Genomic DNA, 18,600 nt, shown 5'->3' on the forward strand with positions numbered 1-18,600 from the left:
TGTCACAGTGGGGGACGAATCGTCCCCCACCGGTCAGTTAATCGATGTTGAGATTCCGTGCACGGGTTCTGTCATTCGTAGCTACAGCGCCTGCCCACCGGATGTCGGTGGCAGCGCAGTGTTTATATCGGATAACAAGTTATTGGCGGTAGCGACGTCCGTCGTTCACCGACAGTTGGCCCCCATGACTACGCAGATCCCGTTCGCGATTGACTTTCACGTCCATTCCGAGGACTCCTACGACGGCCACGAGCCGGTCGAACTCATCCTCGAGCACGCCGCTGACATCGGTCTCGACGGGGTGGTCATCACTGACCACGACGAGATCGACGAGTCGGTGCGAGCTGCTTCTCTCGCGCCCGAGTACGGGCTGATCGGGATTCCCGGCGTCGAAGTCTCGACCAAACACGGCCACCTGTTGGCGATCGGCGTCGAGAACCGACCGGAGCCCGGTCAGGCGTTTATGGACACCGTCCAGACTGTTCGCGAACTGGGTGGCGTCGCGATCGTCCCCCATCCATTCCAGCGCAGCCGCCACGGCGTTCGGAAACGCCATATTGCTGATGCCGACGCGATCGAGACCTACAACTCGATGGTCTTTACGGGATACCGAAACCGGCGCGCGCGCCTCTTTGCGAGTCGACGGGACTATCCCCAGATCGGAGCCAGCGACGCCCACTACCTCCCCAACGTGGGCAAATCCTACACCGAAGTCCTCGTCACGCCCGACACGGCGACCCCGACGAAAGCCGACATCGACGGCGACGATCTCATCGCGGCGATTCTCGAGGGCCGAACGCAGATCCACGGCAAGCGGACGCCGATTCGCAAAAGTGCTGTCCAGTACGGGAAGGGCGCGGTGCGTAAGTCGGCATACGTGTTTACTTCGCGCGCGCCGTTACTGCCGACAGTACCGGCGTCGATGGACCGATAACCTAGATCGCCCAGATCAGGACAGTTGCTCGCCCACGAGTTCGTCAGCGTGTTTGACGAACCCCCCTTTTTGCTCACTGGGGATCGTTGCCCCCGCCGCGACGTCGTGTCCGCCGCCATCGCCGCCGACCGCTCTCGAGGCCTCGCCCATCACGACCGAGAGATCGAGTCCCTGCCGGACGAGCGAGTGGGTGCCGCGTGCGGAGACTTTCAGTTCGTCGTCGTTTTTCGCCGCGAAGGCGATGATCGGCTTCGAGCGGCTGATCCCCTGGTTGCCCATCGCCATCCCGGCGACGATCCCGACGATCGTCTCGCGGATCTCATCGCCCGCGTCGAACCACTGGACGTGGGCTTCTTCGGTCGTCCCCTCGCGGGTGACGAGGTCGATCCCGTTCGAAAGGTTTCGTCGGTGGTCGGCCAGGAGTTGCCGGGCGCGCTCGAGTGCGCCGTCACGGTTCCCCAGACAGACCCCAAGCCCCACGTCAGCGCGCTCGTAGCGGGCGGTCGCGTTGAGCAGCGTCGAGAACTCGCTTGCGTCTCGGAGTTCGGTGCCGACCGGTTCCTCGCTCAAGACGTAGGCCGTGCCGACGAGTTCGTCGATCTTCGCCGCGGGGACGCCGCTCGAGACGGCTTTCCGGACGAGCGCGCTGGCGACGGTCTGTTTCTCCTCACCTGAGAGGTCAGCCCATCGTCGCCACTCGCCGTCGCGTTTCAACTCGAGATCGAGCCCGTCGAGAAAGCGCAACGCGCCGTTTGTGTCGTTCGAGACGCCCGGAATGTGAACGTCGGTAGCGTACTCGAGGAGTTTGGGAAGCGGGCGGGTCTGTTTCCCATAGAGGGCGAGGTCTTTGCCCGTCTCGAGGACGCCGGCCTCGACGCCCTCCGCAACGATCGCCTCGTTTGCCCCGTGGAGTTCGCCGCCGGCGGCCTGCATGTCGCCGACCGCGCCGACGACCGCAAGGGCGGCCAGGTCGCGGTTGTCGGCGCGGGCCGTCGTCCCTGCTGGGTCGGCGACAGCTCCGCCATCAGTTGCGGCGGCTGGTGAACTGTCGGAGACGTCAGCGAGCGCCCGCGCGAGGACGTAACTCGCACCGGCCCCCGACAGTTCCGAGGCTCCGTTGATGCCGACCAGCAGCGGATTGAGGTGGTACTCGGTGTCCCGGTCGGCTGGTTGGTGGTGGTCTGCGATGATCGGCGTGAAATCGCCGGCGTCCTCGTACTTGCCGATCACGTCGAGCTGGCCGCTCCCGAAGTCGGTAAACAGGACGGTGTCGTAGTCGGTCGCCGCGATCGCGGCGATCGCGTCCTCGTCGAGTTGCTTCTCGAAGACCGTCTCGAAGGGGATCGCCGCCCGCTCGAGCGCCTGGGCGGCGATCGCAGCGCTCGTGAGTCCGTCGGCGTCGATATGCGAGGCGAGCAACACGCGATCGGCCGCACACAGCCGTTCGGCGCATTCTCGCGCGCGATCCTCGAGTTCGGGAACCGGCCCTGCCATCGGGGAAATGTGAGTCGGCTTCGCTCATAAACCCGCGGATCACTGGCTCACCGCGTCCCGTTCGCGGAGTCGACTCACGGCGGTGGGTTCGATCAGTCGTTGTCGGTCGCTGCGTCGACGGTTTCCGTGGCCAACCGTTCGAACGTAGCCTCGCTTGCGACGAGATCGACGTCGATGCCGTGATCCGCAGCCGTCTCGCGGGTCGGCTCGCCGATGACGCCGACGACAGCGTCCTCGAGGCCTGCAATCGCGGCCTCGCGGATTCCACGTTCAGTTGCGGCCTCGAGGAAGTGCTCGACGGTCAGCGACGAGGTAAAGCAGGCAGCGTCGAGCCCGCCCTCGGCAGCCAGCGCGGCCGATTCGCCGCTGTCCGTGGGGCGAACCAGGCGGTAGAGAATCGTCTCGTGGACGTACGCGCCGGCTTCCTCGAGTCCCTCGAGCAACACCGGACTACCGTGATCGCTACGAGCGACTTCGATGCGCGCGCCGTCGACATCGTCTGCAAGAGATGCAACGAGACCACTCGAGGTGTATTCCTCGGGGACGTGGTCGACCGCGAAGCCTTCGTCGCGCAGTGCGTCGGCCGTCGCGGGGCCGATCGCACACACGATTTCATCGCTCGGTTCCCAGCCTGCCTCTGAGATGAGTTCCGCGCCGGTCTTGCTCGTGAAGATGACGTAGTCAGCGTCCGTTCGCGGGACGGCGTCGGTCGCCTCGACGGCCAACATTGGATCGGGGATCGGCTCGACGCTGCGGTCCTCGAGGAACGCGACGGCCTGCTCGAGCCGGTCGTCGTCGGGCCGGAAGACGGCCACGGTGGGTGTCTCGCTCATTGGTCACTCACCTCCGGCCGCACCGTAGTCGGTTTGCAGGAAGTCGACGATCGACTCGCGCGTGCCCGCGACGTCGCCGATCACCGTCACTGCGGGCGGTGAAATGCCTTCCTCGTCGCGCACGTCGACGATGGTCTCGAGGGTCCCCGTCGCGACCTGCTGGCCGGGCCAGGTTCCCCGTTCGATGAGTGCGACCGGTGTTTCGGGAGCCATTCCGGCCTCGCGCAGTGCGCTCGTGTAGTCGGGAAGACGGCCGACGCCCATCAGGACGACGATGGTGCCGCCGGTAGCGGCCAAGGCTTCCCAGTCGACAGCGGATTCCTCCTTGGTCGGGTCCTCGTGGCCCGTGACGAACGACACCGACGAGGCGTGATCCCGATGGGTGACCGGGATACCGGCAACGGCGGGCGCGGCGATCGCCGAGGTGACTGCAGGGACGACCTCGAACGGGATTTCGTGGGCCGCCAGATACTCCGCTTCCTCGCCGCCGCGGCCGAAGACGAACGAATCGCCGCCCTTGAGCCGGACGACGGACTTGCCCTCGCTGGCGAGTTCGACCAGCCGCTCGTTGATCTCCGATTGGGGCGTGCGCTCGCCGCCGGCGCGCTTGCCGACGTCCTCGCGGCGCGCTTCGGGGAGCTGGTCGATGATCTTCGGGCCGGGGAGCTTGTCGTGGAGGACCACGTCGGCGGTCTCGAGCAGCCGTTTCGCCTTGACGGTCAACAACTCGGGGTCGCCGGGGCCGCTGCCGACGAGGTAGACGGTACCTGGTTCCGCGTCGATGTCGGAGTCTGCCATTCGATATGTCCTCGCTATTTCCCCGCGGGTGTATCTTCTTCGGAGACGTCGTCCTCGCGAGCTGCATCGATCAGCTCGGCGGCACCGCGATCCGCAAGGTCTTGTGCGAACTCACGGGCAGCCTCGGCGTGGCTCTCGATCGGCAGATCTCGGCTACCGGTCACCGACTCCTCGCCGTCGCCGTCGAAGACGCTGACGGTCGTGTGGACGTACTCGCCCTGAACGACCGCGTAGATCCCGACCGGCGCGATACAGCCGCCGCCGAGTTCGGCCAGAATCGTCCGCTCGACGGTCGTCTCAACACGGCTCCGCGGATGGTCGATAAGCTGCTGCATTTCGCGGGCGGTTTCGCCGTCCCGGGCGGTCACCGCGAGCGCGCCCTGTCCCGGCGCGGGAACGAACGTCGATCGTGGCAGTTCCTGATAGTCGACGTAGTGGTCGAGTCGGCTCCGCTCGAGGCCGGCGTGTGCGAGGACGATCGCGTCGTACTCGGTCCCGACCTCGCGACCCAGCGCCTGGCGCTCGAGTTCCGAGAGGTCGTCGAACCACTCATCGACGGTGCGGTCGTACTCGGCCTCGAAGTCCTCGTTGCCGGTGTTGCCCTTGCGTTCTTTGTCCGCTTCCGAGCGCTGCTGGTGTTCTTCCTGTAGCGCTGGCGCGAGCAACTTCTCGAGGCGCGTATCGATGTTCCCGCGCAGCGGCTCGACGTTGAGATCCGGCCGCTCGGATAGCAACTCGGCGCGCCGGCGGAGACTCGAGGTGCCAACAGTCGCGCCGTCTGGCAACTCCTCGAGCGTCGACCCATCGGGCGTCACGAGGATGTCCCCCGGTCGTCCACGCTCGGGGACCGCGGCGGTCACGAGTTCTTCTGGCTGTTCGGTCGGCATGTCCTTCATCGAGTGAATCGCCCCGTCGAGGTCGCCCTCGAGGACGCGCTCGTCCAGTTCGCGGACGAACGCGCCCGTCTTCCCGAGGCGGTGGATCAACTCGTCTGTGATCTGGTCTCCCGTCGTCTCGACGGTGACGAGCTCCACCTCGTACCGGCGGTCCTCCAGTGCCTCCTTTACCAGCGAGGCCTGTCGCCGGGCGAGCGTGGACCCTCGCGTCGCCAGTCGTAGCGTCCCGCGCGTTCTCATAGGCGTCAGTGGGGGCCTCGGGTATGAAAAGCGCACGCTTGTCCGACGAGGTGCGCCATCGACCCGTGTGGCGTCTTACACGGTCGGGCACTGACTGACAGGAGTCCGTCTGCGCCGGACACCGATCACAGACGAGATGCGATCGCGGTCACACGGATCGGTCTCTTCCGTATCACGGGTTTTGCGAATATATTCGTCCATTCTTTTATCATGATCTGGTGATTGGATACGTCCGATGAGCGATACGCTCTACGAACGACTCGGTGGCGAAGACGCGATTGCAGCCGTCGTCGACGAATTCTACGACCGCGTCGTTGCGGACGAACAGGTCGCGTACTACTTCGAGGACGTCGATATGCACCGCCAGCGCGCCCATCAGACCCAGTTCATCAGTTCGGTTGCCGGCGGGCCGGTCGAGTACACCGGCGACGATATGAAGACCGCCCACGAGAATCTCGGTATCACCCCCTCGGAGTTCGAGGCGATCGCGACCCATCTTGGGGACGCACTCGCCGAATTCGATGTCGACGAGGACGATCGGCAGGCCGTCCTCGAGGCAGTTGCGGGCTATCAGGACGATATCGTGACTGCGGCTGACTGATTCCTCGGGCGACTACAGCGCGTCCTTGTAGGCCTCGAGCGTCCGCTCGACGTCTTCCTCGGTGTGGCCGTAGCTGACGAACTGACACTCGAACTGGTTCTGTGAGAGGAAGACGTTCTGGTCTTTCATCTGACCCCAGAAGATGCGCCGCCAGCGCTCGGTCTCGGCGTTTTTCACGTCGCCGGCATTTTTCGGACAGTAGTCATACCGCGGGCAGGTCGGGTTCTGCCGGCAGCCGGCGGTGCACTGTTCCTCAAGCGCCTCTGGTCCCGGCCCGTCACGGGTAAAGATCACTTTGAACATGCTATCGGTCCCGGTGACAGTGTAGCTGGGTGCCTGATCGGCGACGATGTCGGTCAGGCCGCTGCGCAGTCGCTCGCCGAGTCCGTTGACGTGGTCGTAGACGTCGTTTTCGGCGGCGAAGCGCAGTGTCTCGAGGCCGGCGGCCATCGTGACGGGGTGGCCCGAGAAGGTGCCAGCCTGGAAGACGTCACCTGTCGGTGCGAAGCCCTCGATGATCTCGGCGCGGCCGCCGATCGCGCCGACGGGGAAGCCGCCGCCGATAATCTTCCCGAACGTCGTGAGGTCGGGCGTAATCCCGAACTCGCTTTGGGCACAGCCGAGGCCACCGACGCGGAAGCCGGTGATGACTTCGTCGAAGATCAGCAGCGAGCCGTGTTCTGCGGTGATCTCGCGGAGGAACTCGTGATAGCCGTCTTCGGGGTAGACGATACCGTAGTTGCCCAGAATGGGCTCGGTCATCACGGCTGCGATGTCGTCGCCGTGTTTTTCGAAGACCTCGCGGACGGCGTCCTCGTCGTTGAACGGCACCGGGAGCGTGTGGTCGGCAAACGACTGCGGAACGCCGGCAGAGGAGGGTTTCGGGTCGTCGGCGTCGCCTTCGACCAGCGTCGACTCCTGTGCGCCGTGGTAGCCGCCCTGCATGACGACGATCTTGTTCCGACCGGTGTACCCCCGCGCGAGACGCACGGCGGAAGTCGTCGCCTCGGTTCCGGAGTTGACGAAGCGGAGCTTCTCGACGCTTGGAACGTGACGGACGACGAACTCCGCGAGGTCGACTTCGATCTCCGTCGGGGTCCCGTACATCGGTCCCTCGCTGGCTTTCTGTTGGATGCCCGCCCGCACGGGCTCGGGCAGATCGTGGCCTAACAGTAGCGGGCCGAGTCCCATCACCCAGTCGATATAGCGGTTGCCGTCGGCGTCAATGACGTGGCCACCGTCGCCTTTCTGAACGAAGAACGGGTAGGGTTCGATCGCCGCGCGAACGGCGGAGTTGACGCCGCCGGGCAGCACCGACAGTGCCCGGTCGTACAGCGCTCGAGAGTTGTCCTCGGTCATGCGCGACCCTTCGGATTCGGACGGGAAAGGAGTACCGAGGTCGGGTCGCGACACGTCGTCGGCTCCCGTGTCTGCTCCTGTCGGGCTGGGCCGGAGACCGAATCGGCCCTTGGGGGACTGATCGTTTTCTGAAACTGTAACAGAAATCAATGATACACGCCAAGATTGAAATAGTCCGATCGGACATATTCGATCGTGAAACGAAGGAGTAAGTTACTTTTCGCCGGCGTCGGCGTCGTGTTACTCTTCGGTGTCCTCGGAACGACGGTGATGAACGCCTCCGCGGCGTTCGTCACGCCGACCTCGCTCGAGAACGGCAACTACGATGGCGAGTGGGTCAACCTCGAGGGCAAAGTCGCCAACCTCGAACAAGACGGCACCGACATCCGGTTCGATGTCACGGACAACAACACGTCCGTCGACGTTGTCTACGACGGATCGATGCCCGAGACGATGGCCGAGGGCCGGATCGTCGTCGCGAAAGGCACCGTCGACGACGGTTCGCTCGACGCGTCCGAACTCTCCGTCCGGGCCCACGAAGGCAGCGGCGGCGGGAACAGTACCAACAGTACTGAAATGCCACCGGCCGAACGGGAATAACGACATGGGGACGATCAGCGTCGATGGCGTGACGAGACGGCTCGGCTCGACGACCGCACTTCGTGACGTTTCTTTTACCGTCGACTCCGGTGAGCACGTCGGGTTGTTCGGCCCCAACGGCGCGGGGAAAACCTCCCTGATGCAACTGCTGTCGACACTTGCCTCCCCCGATGATGGCCGTATCCGGATCGACGGCGACGACGTGACGCCGGACGCGACCGCCGTTCGAGCGAAACTCGGCGTCGTCAGCCATCGGCCGATGGTCTACGGGACGCTTACCGCCCGCGAGAACCTGCGACTGCACGCCCGATTGCGAACCGTCGATACAGCGCGCGTCGAACGGGTCCTCGAGGACGTGAACCTCCGAACACACGCCTCGACCCGCGTCGCGGATTTCTCGCATGGCATGACCAAGCGCCTCTCGATCGCACGGGCAGTACTGCACGATCCGACGGTCCTGTTGCTCGACGAACCGTACGCCGGCCTCGACCAGCGGTCGGCGATGGACCTCCAGCGGATCCTGACGCGGTTCGACGATCGAACCGTCGTCATCGCGACTCACGACCTCGAGCGGGCCGTCGACGACTGTGACCGCGCGCTCGTGCTCGTCGACGGGACGCTGGAACGAACCGTCTCGCTGACCGACCGCGACCGCCACTCGTTCGAGACCGCGTATCTCGAGGCGGTCGGCCGCTCGGAGCTGCAATGACCGACAGTACTCCCGTCAGCTACTGGCGGACCGTCTTCGAGGTCGCCCGCAAGGACCTCCGCATCGAGTTGCGTTCCAAGCAAGTGCTCAACACCGCGGCCGTCTTCGCACTGCTGGTCGTCATCATCTTCGCGTTCAGTTTCGCCCGTACGTTCGCGAACATCGACGTCGTCGCGAGCGGCGCGCTCTGGGTTGCGTTCGTCTTCGCCGGGACGTTCAGCGTAAGCCAGAGCGTCGCCGTCGAAGAGGCCGACGCCGGCCTCGACAGTCTGTTGCTCGTTCCCGTCGATCGCTCGGCGATCTACGTCGGCAAGGTCGTGAGCAACACCGCGTTCACGGCGGCCGTCGCCGTCATCACGCTTGGGTGTATCATCGTCTTCCTCGACTTCACCGTCCTGCCGAGTACGACCCCGCTGTTGTTGCTCGTCATCGCCCTCGCGGCGTTTGGCTTTGCCGCGACTGGCGTGCTCATCGCGACGATTACGGCTCGAGCCCGGCTCAGCGATCTCCTATTGCCGCTGTTGCTCGTGCCGCTCGTGATTCCGGTGTTGCTCGCCGGTGTCGAACTCACGCGCGCGATCTCGGAGGGACTGCCGCTGTGGCGCTGGTTCCGCCTCCTGCTGGCCTACGACGGCGTGTTGTTCCTGATCGGGATCGCGCTGTTTGAGTACGTCGTCGAACGATAGGGTGCTTCGATCCGTTTCACCAGATCAGTTAGTGGTGATTAACCTTCCAACTGATTACTTGAGTCGTAATCCAGAAAATGACAAGCACAGGCGGAGGTGTTACCGCTGTGACCGCGAGCGAACGGAGTGAGCGAGCGGGCCGACGACCGACCCGTAGGGGAGGGAGGAGTGCTTTTCATCAACGTTTTGCCGAGCGACCGAGCGGTAGCGAGGGAGCGCAGAGCAAAANGGGCCGACGACCGACCCGTAGGGGAGGGAGGAGTGCTTTTCATCAACGTTTTGCCGAGCGACCGAGCGGTAGCGAGGGAGCGCAGAGCAAAAGGTTGGCACATCTACATACTGGCTGGTTTAGCGAAATTAGAACGAAATCAACCGCTGTAATAGCTCGTCGATAGGAGATTTGCCTACACGTACCGATACGCGGCCAGCCCGATCGCGATGACGGCGACGAAGCCGGCGCTCACCAGGCCGAGCGGGAACTCGCTGGCCCCTGAACTGCCGTCGGTCTGGTCGCTGGCGACCGATTGATTGGACTCGGTGATGCTCACCGAGATTTGGTCGTCCGCCTCGAGCGGCCCCGTACTCGTCACCATCGGCATCGGCGCATCGGCTTCGACGAGGTTGTCGGAGACCTCGACCTGACTCATATCGTAGTCGGCGAACCTGATCGCGAGTTGCTCGACGTCGTAGCCGACCGGTTTCTCGAACGCTCGGTCCTCGAGGCGATAGTACACGTTGACGGTGGTCGTCTCCTGTGGACCGATCATCGTCTCGACGGTTGCCGTGCCGTTCGTCTGGCTGACCGACGTGCGTTCGTCGCCGACCATTCCCGTGACGACTTCCGCGTCCGACGGCACTGCAACGGAGACGTCACCGGCGAACGGCCGATCGGCACCGTTTTCGACGGAGACTGTTTCGACGACGAACAGCCCGGTGCCGTTTTGCGTCGGCCCAACGTTCAGGAGGTGGTTCACCGGTTGGCCGCCACTGAGCGTCAGTGCGTCTCGATCCGTCGTGGGCGTCGACAACTCGAAGGTCGTGTTCGCCGCATCGTCGCCGGTCGAGACTGCTCGCTCGTAGGTGGCCCCGTTTGCCTCGATGTCGAGGGTGTAGACGCGATCGGGCTGGACCGGGCCGATCGTGAACGAGCCGTCAGTCGTGTTCGTCTGTGTCACCTCGGGGCCGTGTTGGCTCGTGACGGTAATGGTGGCGTTCGAAATCGGCGTGCCGTTCTCGTCGACGAGCTCGCCAGAGATCGTGTCGTTCAGGACAAAGTCGGGTTGTTCACCGTCGTCGACGAGGGCGTAGTGTGTCGTGCCCTCGTGCTCGAGTTCGACGAAGTAGGTGATGGCACCCTCGACGGTTTCGTAGCTGAACGAGCCGTTTTCGACCGTCGTTTCGGTCTCGTTGCCGACGAGTTCGTTGCTTGGGTCAAGCGGCGCGATCGTGACCGTCTCACCGTCGGCGGAGCCGCCGTCGACGGTGACGGTTCCGGAAACCGACGCGGCAGTGGCGGTCGCGGGGACGATTAACAGCGATACGAGGACGACGAAGCCGAGGACTGTCTTTTTCATAGGTTAGTCTGATGTCGTTTCGGTGACGTTCTGCTGGCGTGTGACCCGTGGCCAGAGGCGGGCGAGTCCGTGTGCGGGGTCGAATACGATCACGAAGAGCATGCCCACCAGTAACGCGGCGACGCTGAACCGCATCACGGTCATCAGCGGGATCTGCTTGACCGTCAGCGATACGGTCCCGTCGTCGACCGCTGCGATGACGTACGTATCGTGGGTCAGGCCGCGGTCGACGAGGACATCGCGGACTTCCATCCCGCCCTGCTGAAGGTACTGTTCCTGCCCGGCGTTGCCGCGGGCGATCTGTTCGCCGTTTTGATACACGGTCAGTCCGACGGCAGTTCCCTCGACGCGCGTCTGGTCGAGCGCGGCCGGTGGGTTCGAGACTGGACCGACGTTTGCCGCCTCGGTGACGACGACGCCGTCGGATTGTGGCAGTTCCGGTAGGAAATCCCACATGACCGTTCCGACACCGACGACCTGATCGCCCTCCGAGATCCCGAGTTCGGTCTGACTCGCGTTCATCACGCCGAGCCAGACGCCCGAATTATCGAGCTGGATGACGGTCGCGTCCGGCCCGGCGTTTATCTGCGTTGCCGTGCCGTAGACCGGCTGTCTCGTCTCGTGTATCTCCTGGCCGCGAGAGGCGATCTGCTCGCTCGAGAGCGCCATGTTTTCGACGTTCGGCTCTTCGGGTCGCTGATACGAGCGGTAGTCGGCTACTTGAACTGCATAGTTGGATTCGGGGACCTCGTGGACGGCCGATCCCTCGATCGTCGCTTCGCGGTCGGCGTCGGCGACGACCAGCGACGACTGGGCCGTAAAGAGATAGGAGAAGGTCACCGTCACCACGAGCAGCGCGAAGGCGATGTGGATCATCGTAATCCCCACCTGCTTGAGCTGGAAGTTCCGGTTCGGGTTGCCGGGGACGAACTCGAGCGTTCGCTTGATGACCGTCAGGCAGACGTACGCTGCCGGTGGGAGGATCGAGAGCGCGCTCGCGTTCCCGACGAGTCGATACAACAGCGCGTCGCTGCTATCGACGTTCGACAGCGTCCACGTCTCGCTGGGTGCGACCAGTGCCGCGAGGACGGTCAACAGCGAGAAGATCCCAAGCGAGAGCAGCGCGCGCCGACGGCCCTCGACGTCGTAGTCCATGTAGAACCCGAGGACGAGCAACACGCCGAGAACGATCGGATAGCTCCAGAGGTTGTAGTACTGGCCGCCGACCGCGACTTCGACGCCGGTCGCATAGGTGTTGAGCACGGGAAACGTCAGCCCCCAGACGGAGATGAAGCCGAGCAGGCCGATGCTCAGGACCGCGAGGTGTTTCAGGTTCACGTGCGTGATCCAGCGCCGTGAGGGACTCGATGTCTCCGACGCTGACTCCGGCTCACGGAGCAGCCAATATCCAAGCGGCAGTCCGATGCCGAGGATCGACGTAATCGTCAGCAACACCAGCAGTGCAGCGCCGATGCCGCCGTCGGCGAAGGAGTGGACGCTCCGGAACACGCCGCTGCGGACGATCGCCGTGGCGTAGACGATGAGTGCGAGCGTCGCCCCGGTCATTGCGGGGGCAAGCGTCGCGTAGGTCGACCGGGAGCGATAGTTCATCACCGCGTGCAGCGTCGCCGTGAGGAACAGCCACGGGATCAACACGGCGACTTCGACGGGGTCCCACGCCCAGATACCGCCCCAGCCCAGCACCCGATACGACCACAGGGAGCCGAGCACGATCGCCGCGGTCAAAAACAGCCACGCGATGCGTAGCCAGCGTGTGACGCTGCCGATCCACTCATCAAAGAGGCCACCCTCGCCGCGAACCGTCGAGATGAAGTGCGCGACGGCGATGGCAAACGGCATCGTCAACAGCGCGTACGCGACGAACATAATCGGCGGATGGATCGCCATATAGGGATCGATGAGCAGCGGATTGAGCCCCGTCCCGTCGATCGGGACGAATCCCGGGTCCATCTCCGGGAACTCCGCCGAAATCGGCTTGAACGGACTGTCGAGCACTAGCATCGCCGCGAAGTAGGTCACGACCCCCATCGTGATCCCCTGGACGAGCCTCGTCTCGCGGTGCTCGAGGCCACGAACGACGACCGCCCAGAACGCGACGATGGCCGTCAGCGCCGCCCAGAGGAGGATCGAGCCCTGATTCGCCGCGTACACGCCCGTGATCCGGTAGAAGATCGAAATGTAGTTGGCCGTGTTGTTCCACACGTAAGCGTTCGCGTAATCGGTGGTGACGAACTGATAGGTCAAATAGGCAAGCGCCAGACTGAGCAGTCCGGCAGTCACGCCGATCAGCGGTGTGACGGCGTTGAGATACCGCTTCTCACGTCGGAGATAGTTCGTGATGAGAAGGACTGTCGCCGTCAGACCGGACAGCAATGCAGCGCCGATCAAGAGCGTTCCGCCCATCATTGGGTTTCCCACCCCTCGAGTGCCTCATCGAGATAGCTCAGAAACGAGTCCGTCTCGGCGTAGCCGTTGATTTCGACCAGTACCTCGCCATCCGGCGTGACGGCGACATGCTGTGGCGGGTAATTCGCGTCATACCGCTGCTGGAGCTGCCCAGCCTGTTGACTGTTGTCCTCGAGATTCACCGCGAGGAGGACGAAGTCATCGAGTTGCTCGAGGACGGCCGGATCGGAGTACGCGTTTGCGTTGTAGTCCTCGCAGTACGTACACCAGGTCGTCCAGAAGTAGATGAGGATCGGCTTATCTTCTTCGGCTGCGACCTGCCGTGCCTCGTCGATATCTGTTCTCCACTCCGTCTCACCATGGTACGTATAGGAGTCGTCGCTCAGTACCGGTGCTGCGTTCATCGAGTAGTACCCGATACTGATCGCCGCTACAAAAACCATGATCGTAAACACTTTTCTCGGCGAAATTGACATTATTATTACAGTTTGTGGTCTCAGTCGGCTCCCATTACGTCACGCCTTGAATCTAGCAATAGAATGACTTTCTCCCGACCATAAATGTTTAATCATTAGTTACTGTACTTGGCAGTATGCAGAGACGAAACCAGGTGAGGATCATACCCGGAGGTGACATCGGGCGATGAACCGCAAGCTCCTCTCGTTACTTGGAGTTGTCGTATTAATCGCCCTCGCCGGCTGTGCCGCGCCATCGGCACCCGGCGGGCAAGCCAACGAGACGACCGACCTCCCAAAAGAGTGGCCCGATCGGGAGGTCTTCGACGAAGATCTCCGCGAAGGCGAGTCGAAGAACAACTTCGAGTACCGGAACGAGACCGCCGGTGACGAGGTGCAGTTCTCCCCGAAGGAGATGAACAACTCGACGCTCCCCTCGAACGAAGAGGAGCGCGAGATGGTTCTCTACGGGCGCGAACTCATGCGAAACACCTCCCAGGCGATGCCGGAACACGTCGGCAACGAACTCTCCTGTGCCAGCTGCCACGGTGGCACTGACCCACGCTACGGGATGACACAGGGGATGGTCGGGCAGGATATCGACATGATCCCGCTTGTGGGCACCCACGCGGATCTCCCGGAGTGGACGTCTCGGCGAGACCGAATGCGTGACTCGCGCCAGCGTCTGATGGGCTGTTTCGACCGGAGTATGAACTCCCAGAACTCCACCGAGGGGACGCCAGCCTACGACAGCCGAGAGATGCAGGCGATGGAGGCGTACATGCAGTGGCTGAGCGAAGGCGTGCCGGTGAAGGGCCAACCCTACTGGTCACACCTGAACAAGCCCGAAGGTGACGAGAAGAAACCGGTCGAAGAGGTCAACCCCGTGCGCGGTGCCGAACTCTACCTCGAGAACTGTGCGTCCTGTCACGGTGATGATGGACAGGGCATCGAGGGGAGTGCACCCGCACTGTGGGGGCCGGGCGCGTTCAACGACGGTGCCGGCATGAGCCGGATGTACACCTCGGCCTCGTTCATCCGCGAGGCGATGCCGTACGGCACGCCGCATACGGTGAGCGACTGGGATGACGCCCAAGACATCGCCGGCTACATGAACGGCCACGACCGTCCCGAGTTCGTCGAGAAAGAGCAGGACTTCCCGACGTCCGGACCGCCGGAAGAGGGTATCTACTACCCACGGACACAGGAAGACCTCGGCTACGACATGAACCCGATGCGCAAGAAACTCGAGATCGCCGGGATCCCGACGGGGACCGAATCGCTCAACGAGAGCGATATCCCCGACGATGTCGAGTACTACGATCAGCCGCTTCGCAACGAATCGATCGACGGCTAAGCCGTCGCCGATAGTCGTTCCGGATCCGTCGGTATCGGATCCAGCACGTTCTTTTGGCTCGTGTTATAATATCGCGTCATGTTCGATGTGGCCGGACTCGTCGCTGTTTTCGTTGCAGGGACACTGACTGCACTGACGCCCTGTTGTCTCCCCATGATCCCGCCCCTTCTTGCGGGCAGTTCCGGCCATCGACTGCGACCGGTCGCGATCGTCACGGGAAGTATCGTCTCGTTTACCGCACTCGGCATCATCACGTCACTGCTCAGTTCCGTGACGCCGGAGACACTCAGAGTCCCCTTCGTGCTCTTGATCATCGCGTTTGGCGCGATCATGGCTGACGACGACCTCCACGACGCCTACACGACCGCTGCGTCACGAATCACTGGCCCGGCATCGCGGGTGACGAGGAACGTCGAGAACACACGGCATCCACTCGTCAGTGGCTTCGTTCTGGGCCTGTTTCTCGGCATCATTTGGCTCCCCTGTGTCGGCCCCGTCCTCGGCAGCGTCCTCGCATACGTCGGGACGTCCGGTGACGTAACCCGGAGCGCGACGCTTCTGTTTACCTACGGCGTCGGGTTCTCGGGCCCGTTGCTGGCCGTCGCCTACGGTGGCAAACGGGCGAGTACGTTGCTCACGACCCGTGTCCGTTCGCTCGAGCGGCCCGCGCTGGTCCGCCGAGTGAGCGGGTACGCGCTCGTCCTGACGGGCATTGGCCTGTTGTTCGAACTCGATAAGGCGCTCTTGGCAGTGCTCGTCGGATAACGACTGGAAAAAAACTAAGTCAGGTGCTTTCAAGTACTGCGGTATGCGTACGTTTTCGCGACAGCTCGCATCACTCATCCGGCTGCTTCGGTGGATCATGTGGAGTCGGGTCGTAAGATGGGGCGCGTTTGTGTTCGGTCTGACCTCGCTTGCGCTCATCTTCAGCGTCGCTTCCCGGACCATGTACGGCATCGAACACGGGATCAACCTCATCGCCTACTGGCACATTCCGCTGGCGTTTCTCACTGCGTCTGCGCTGTCGACGACGTTTATCGGGAGCCTGTTGTATCTCCGGTACGACGGTCGATTCTGGAATCGCCTCGCTCACAGCGGCGGCGAAATCGGCTTCCTGTTCGCGACATTGACGCTCGCGACGGGGAGTATGTGGGGACGGGTTGTGTGGAATTCCTGGTGGGAGTGGAGCGACATTCGACTCGTCACGTTTCTGATCGTCTGGCTGATCTATGCTGGTTACCTCGCCGTGTACGCCTCGACCGAACGGGGAAGCGATGAGCGCTTCGCCGCTGTGTACGGCGTCGTCGCGTTCGTCACGGTCCCGATTACGTACACGGCTGGTCGACTCTGGTCGCCGACGTTTCACGAGCCGACGATCGCGAACTCGAGCGTGAGTGCGAATATCGACCCGATGATCCTCGCGATTTCGTTTCTCGCGCTGGCGTTACTCTACATATACGTGCTAGCGATCCGCATCCGTGTCCACGAAATCGAAGATAAAATTATCCTTCAGAAAGAAGAGGTGCGGTAAGATGGATACTCTTCTCCTCGCTGGATATGGATCCGTGTTCGTGGTATTGTTCGTGTATCTGTTCTACATGCAGCGGCAGTTACGCCGTCTCGAGCGCCAACTGCAGGATCTGCAGTAATTGCTGACGCAGTAATCGATTGAGACGCTGTCGGATGATTCGGGGGTTCTGCCGGGCTGAGTGGTACTGCTCGGCGTCCAACGTCGACTCGAAAAGCGGAACGCGTTCGCGGCGAGTGCGTGTTAGACGGCGTCCGGGCCGGTCTTGCCGGTTCGGACCTGCATCGCGTCCTCGACTGGCATGACGAAGATCTTGCCGTCGCCGGGTTCGCCGGTCTCGGCAGCTCCGCGGATGGCGTCGACGACCTCCTGTGCGGGGATGTCGGCGACGACGCACTCGATTTTGACCTTCTGATGGAGGTCGACCGTGTACTCCTCGCCGCGCCACTGCCCCTTCTTGGCGGGTTGAGAGCCCCGTCCGGAGACGTTGGTGACGGTCAGCGACGGCGCGCCGACGCCAGCGAGGGCGGTTTTGATCTGGCCGAGGCGGTCGGGGCGGATGATCGCTGTGACCATTTTGATCTCGCCGTCGTTTGCCGTCCCACCGTCAGAACGGAGTTCCGACGAGGATTGTGACTCGTTGAGTCGCTCACCACCGTCGGTACGGATGATGTCGTCGGCGCTGCCGCCGTCGGTCGCAACGTCGGGCTGCCCGAACTCGGGGTAGGTGTCGACGCCGTGTTCGGAGACGTCGAGCCCGTCGCGTTCGTGGTCGGCCGAGACGCGAGCCTGGCCGATCGCCTTGAACGCGTACCAGATAGTGGCCGTCGTCGCGATCGTCCAGGCGCTGATGAGGACGACGCCGGTGAGCTGTGCGACGAACGCGCTCGCGACGCTATCGACGACGCCCGGCGCGGCCACGAACGGGAACAGCAGCGTACCGAGGATACCTGCCGAGCCGTGGACGGGGAAGACCGCACACACGTCGTCGATTTTGAGGGACTGTTCGACGAATTCGAAGACCAGCGGCAGCTGTGCGCCGGCGAGGCCGCCGACCACGAACGCCCCCCACCACGCGGCCGTGTCGGGGATCGCCGTGATGCCGACCAGACCGGCCAGCAGGCCGTTGGCAACGTACAGTGTGTCGACTTTGCCGGTCTTGAGCCAGGCGACGAGGCCGGCCCCCATCGCACCGCAGGCCATCGCGATCGTCGTCGTCATCGCGACGCGACCGAGCTGGTCGCCGAGGAAGACGCCGTTTTCCATGTCGATTATCGCCGACGTGCCGACGTTGAAGCCGTACCAGCCGAAGGCGAGGATTAGGGTCCCGAGGACGGCGAAGGTCAGCGAGTGACCGGGAATGACGTTTGCGGACCCGTCGCTGTTGTACCGGTCCATACGCGGGCCGAGCACCCACGCGGCGGTGAGGCCGGCGATGCCGCCCATCCCGTGGACGATCATGCCGCCCGCAAAGTCAGCGAACGGCGTGCCAGTGATCGCCTCGATGTAGCCTCCGGCCCACGTGAGCCCGGTGACGACGGGGTAGATGACCGCCGCCAGCAGAAACGTGTAGGTGACGTACGCACGGAGCTTTGCCCGTCCGGCGACGGCACCCGACACGATGGTCGCGGCGGTCATCGCGAAGACCGCGCCGTAGAGCCAGTCCATCCAGCCGGCCGGATCGTTCTGGAAGCCGGGCGTGAAGCCGCTTCCAGCCACGACGCCCTCGATGCCGACGCCGATGAGGAAAAACACCGTCACGCCGACGCTCCAGGTCAACAGGTTCTTCGTCAGCTGGTTCGCCACGTTCTTCGAGCGCACCTGCCCCGCCTCGAGCATGGCGAAGCCGGCGTGCATGAAGAAGATCAGGAACGTGGCGATCAGGATCCACATGTAGTTGATCGACTCCATCAACAGCTCGGTCTCTGCCTGCAAGAGCGTCGCGTCCATCAGGCGCTCACCTCGAGAGTCCACACATCGCACGCGCTATCGATCAAATGATCGTGCTTTTCTCCTGCAATCAGCACCGCATTCGTGTTCCAAATCACGTTTCAACTCGTGTCTCTTGCAGCATTTAAGGATTAGCGTTGTTATTTGTCCAGAATGTGC

18 protein-coding genes are annotated in these 18,600 nt (G+C 63.2%); 9 read left to right on the forward strand and 9 right to left on the reverse strand.

Annotated features, from left to right (window positions below; all coding sequences use genetic code 11):
• Positions 1-184 precede the first annotated feature (184 nt).
• On the forward strand, positions 185-934 hold the full coding sequence (locus C476_RS12890; protein ID WP_008013670.1) for a PHP-associated domain-containing protein: 750 nt from the start codon (positions 185-187) through the stop codon (positions 932-934).
• A gap of 15 nt (positions 935-949) precedes the next feature.
• On the opposite strand, the gene C476_RS12895 is transcribed toward C476_RS12890, so the two are convergent.
• From C476_RS12895 to hemC, 4 genes are all read right to left on the reverse strand, one after another.
• Positions 950-2,428, reverse strand: coding sequence for a single-stranded-DNA-specific exonuclease RecJ (locus C476_RS12895; RefSeq protein WP_008013671.1), 1,479 nt, complete (start codon positions 2,426-2,428; stop codon positions 950-952).
• A gap of 92 nt (positions 2,429-2,520) precedes the next feature.
• A complete protein-coding gene (locus tag C476_RS12900; RefSeq protein WP_008013672.1) occupies positions 2,521-3,261 on the reverse strand; it encodes a uroporphyrinogen-III synthase in 741 nt (246 codons plus the stop codon).
• Between the two features lie 3 nt (positions 3,262-3,264).
• Entirely contained in the window at positions 3,265-4,059 is a 795-nt protein-coding gene (gene cobA, locus C476_RS12905) for a uroporphyrinogen-III C-methyltransferase (protein WP_008013673.1), read from the reverse strand.
• Between the two features lie 14 nt (positions 4,060-4,073).
• A complete protein-coding gene (hemC, locus tag C476_RS12910; protein ID WP_008013674.1) occupies positions 4,074-5,195 on the reverse strand; it encodes a hydroxymethylbilane synthase in 1,122 nt (373 codons plus the stop codon).
• 235 nt (positions 5,196-5,430) lie between these two features.
• Between hemC and C476_RS12915 the strand changes: the two genes are divergently transcribed.
• Entirely contained in the window at positions 5,431-5,796 is a 366-nt protein-coding gene (locus tag C476_RS12915; RefSeq protein ID WP_008013676.1) for a group I truncated hemoglobin, read from the forward strand.
• A gap of 12 nt (positions 5,797-5,808) precedes the next feature.
• On the opposite strand, the gene hemL is transcribed toward C476_RS12915, so the two are convergent.
• On the reverse strand, positions 5,809-7,155 hold the full coding sequence (hemL, locus tag C476_RS12920; RefSeq protein ID WP_008013677.1) for a glutamate-1-semialdehyde 2,1-aminomutase: 1,347 nt from the start codon (positions 7,153-7,155) through the stop codon (positions 5,809-5,811).
• A 195-nt stretch (positions 7,156-7,350) separates the two neighbouring features.
• On the opposite strand from hemL, the gene C476_RS12925 reads away from it, so the two are divergent.
• From C476_RS12925 to C476_RS12935, 3 genes are read left to right on the forward strand one after another with little or no spacing between them, the layout of a single operon-like run.
• Positions 7,351-7,755 carry a cytochrome c maturation protein CcmE domain-containing protein gene (locus C476_RS12925; protein ID WP_008013680.1) on the forward strand — a complete coding sequence of 135 codons (405 nt, stop codon included), beginning with the start codon at positions 7,351-7,353 and terminating at the stop codon, positions 7,753-7,755.
• 4 nt (positions 7,756-7,759) lie between these two features.
• Complete coding sequence (locus C476_RS12930) at positions 7,760-8,464, forward strand: ABC transporter ATP-binding protein (RefSeq protein ID WP_008013692.1); 705 nt, start codon at positions 7,760-7,762, stop codon at positions 8,462-8,464.
• Positions 8,461-9,150 (forward strand): heme exporter protein CcmB, encoded by a 690-nt coding sequence (locus tag C476_RS12935; RefSeq protein ID WP_008013695.1) that lies wholly within the window; start codon positions 8,461-8,463, stop codon positions 9,148-9,150. Before C476_RS12930 ends, C476_RS12935 begins: the two co-directional genes overlap by 4 nt.
• A 404-nt stretch (positions 9,151-9,554) precedes the next feature.
• Here C476_RS12935 and C476_RS12940 read toward each other — a convergent pair whose 3' ends face one another.
• Genes C476_RS12940 through C476_RS12950 form a run of 3 tightly spaced genes read right to left on the reverse strand, consistent with a single transcriptional unit; the run spans position 9,555 to position 13,594 of the window.
• Complete coding sequence (locus tag C476_RS12940; RefSeq protein ID WP_008013697.1) at positions 9,555-10,724, reverse strand: carboxypeptidase-like regulatory domain-containing protein; 1,170 nt, start codon at positions 10,722-10,724, stop codon at positions 9,555-9,557.
• A 3-nt stretch (positions 10,725-10,727) separates the two neighbouring features.
• A complete protein-coding gene (gene ccsA, locus C476_RS12945; RefSeq protein ID WP_049911843.1) occupies positions 10,728-13,151 on the reverse strand; it encodes a cytochrome c biogenesis protein CcsA in 2,424 nt (807 codons plus the stop codon).
• Entirely contained in the window at positions 13,148-13,594 is a 447-nt protein-coding gene (locus tag C476_RS12950; RefSeq protein WP_008013702.1) for a thioredoxin family protein, read from the reverse strand. Before C476_RS12950 ends, ccsA begins: the two co-directional genes overlap by 4 nt.
• A gap of 199 nt (positions 13,595-13,793) precedes the next feature.
• Here C476_RS12950 and C476_RS12955 point away from each other — a divergent pair, with 199 nt between their 5' ends.
• The 4 genes from C476_RS12955 to C476_RS17880 all read left to right on the forward strand — a co-directional run bounded on the left by C476_RS12955 (position 13,794) and on the right by C476_RS17880 (position 16,612).
• The gene (locus C476_RS12955) at positions 13,794-14,963 is read left to right on the forward strand and encodes a c-type cytochrome (RefSeq protein ID WP_008013703.1); all 1,170 of its coding nucleotides are present in this window, start codon (positions 13,794-13,796) and stop codon (positions 14,961-14,963) included.
• 78 nt (positions 14,964-15,041) lie between these two features.
• Positions 15,042-15,728, forward strand: a complete 687-nt coding sequence (locus tag C476_RS12960; RefSeq protein WP_008013706.1) for a cytochrome c biogenesis CcdA family protein — start codon at positions 15,042-15,044, stop codon at positions 15,726-15,728.
• 97 nt (positions 15,729-15,825) lie between these two features.
• Positions 15,826-16,494, forward strand: a complete 669-nt coding sequence (locus tag C476_RS12965) for a cytochrome c biogenesis protein (protein ID WP_083857065.1) — start codon at positions 15,826-15,828, stop codon at positions 16,492-16,494.
• 1 nt (position 16,495) lies between these two features.
• Entirely contained in the window at positions 16,496-16,612 is a 117-nt protein-coding gene (locus tag C476_RS17880; protein ID WP_083857063.1) for a CcmD family protein, read from the forward strand.
• A 122-nt stretch (positions 16,613-16,734) separates the two neighbouring features.
• Here the strand turns inward: C476_RS17880 and C476_RS12970 are convergent, their stop codons facing one another.
• A complete protein-coding gene (locus C476_RS12970) occupies positions 16,735-18,441 on the reverse strand; it encodes an ammonium transporter (protein WP_008013709.1) in 1,707 nt (568 codons plus the stop codon).
• Positions 18,442-18,600 lie beyond the last annotated feature (159 nt).

Origin of the sequence: Natrinema limicola JCM 13563 (assembly GCF_000337475.1) — an archaeon.
Taxonomy (GTDB): domain Archaea; phylum Halobacteriota; class Halobacteria; order Halobacteriales; family Natrialbaceae; genus Natrinema; species Natrinema limicola.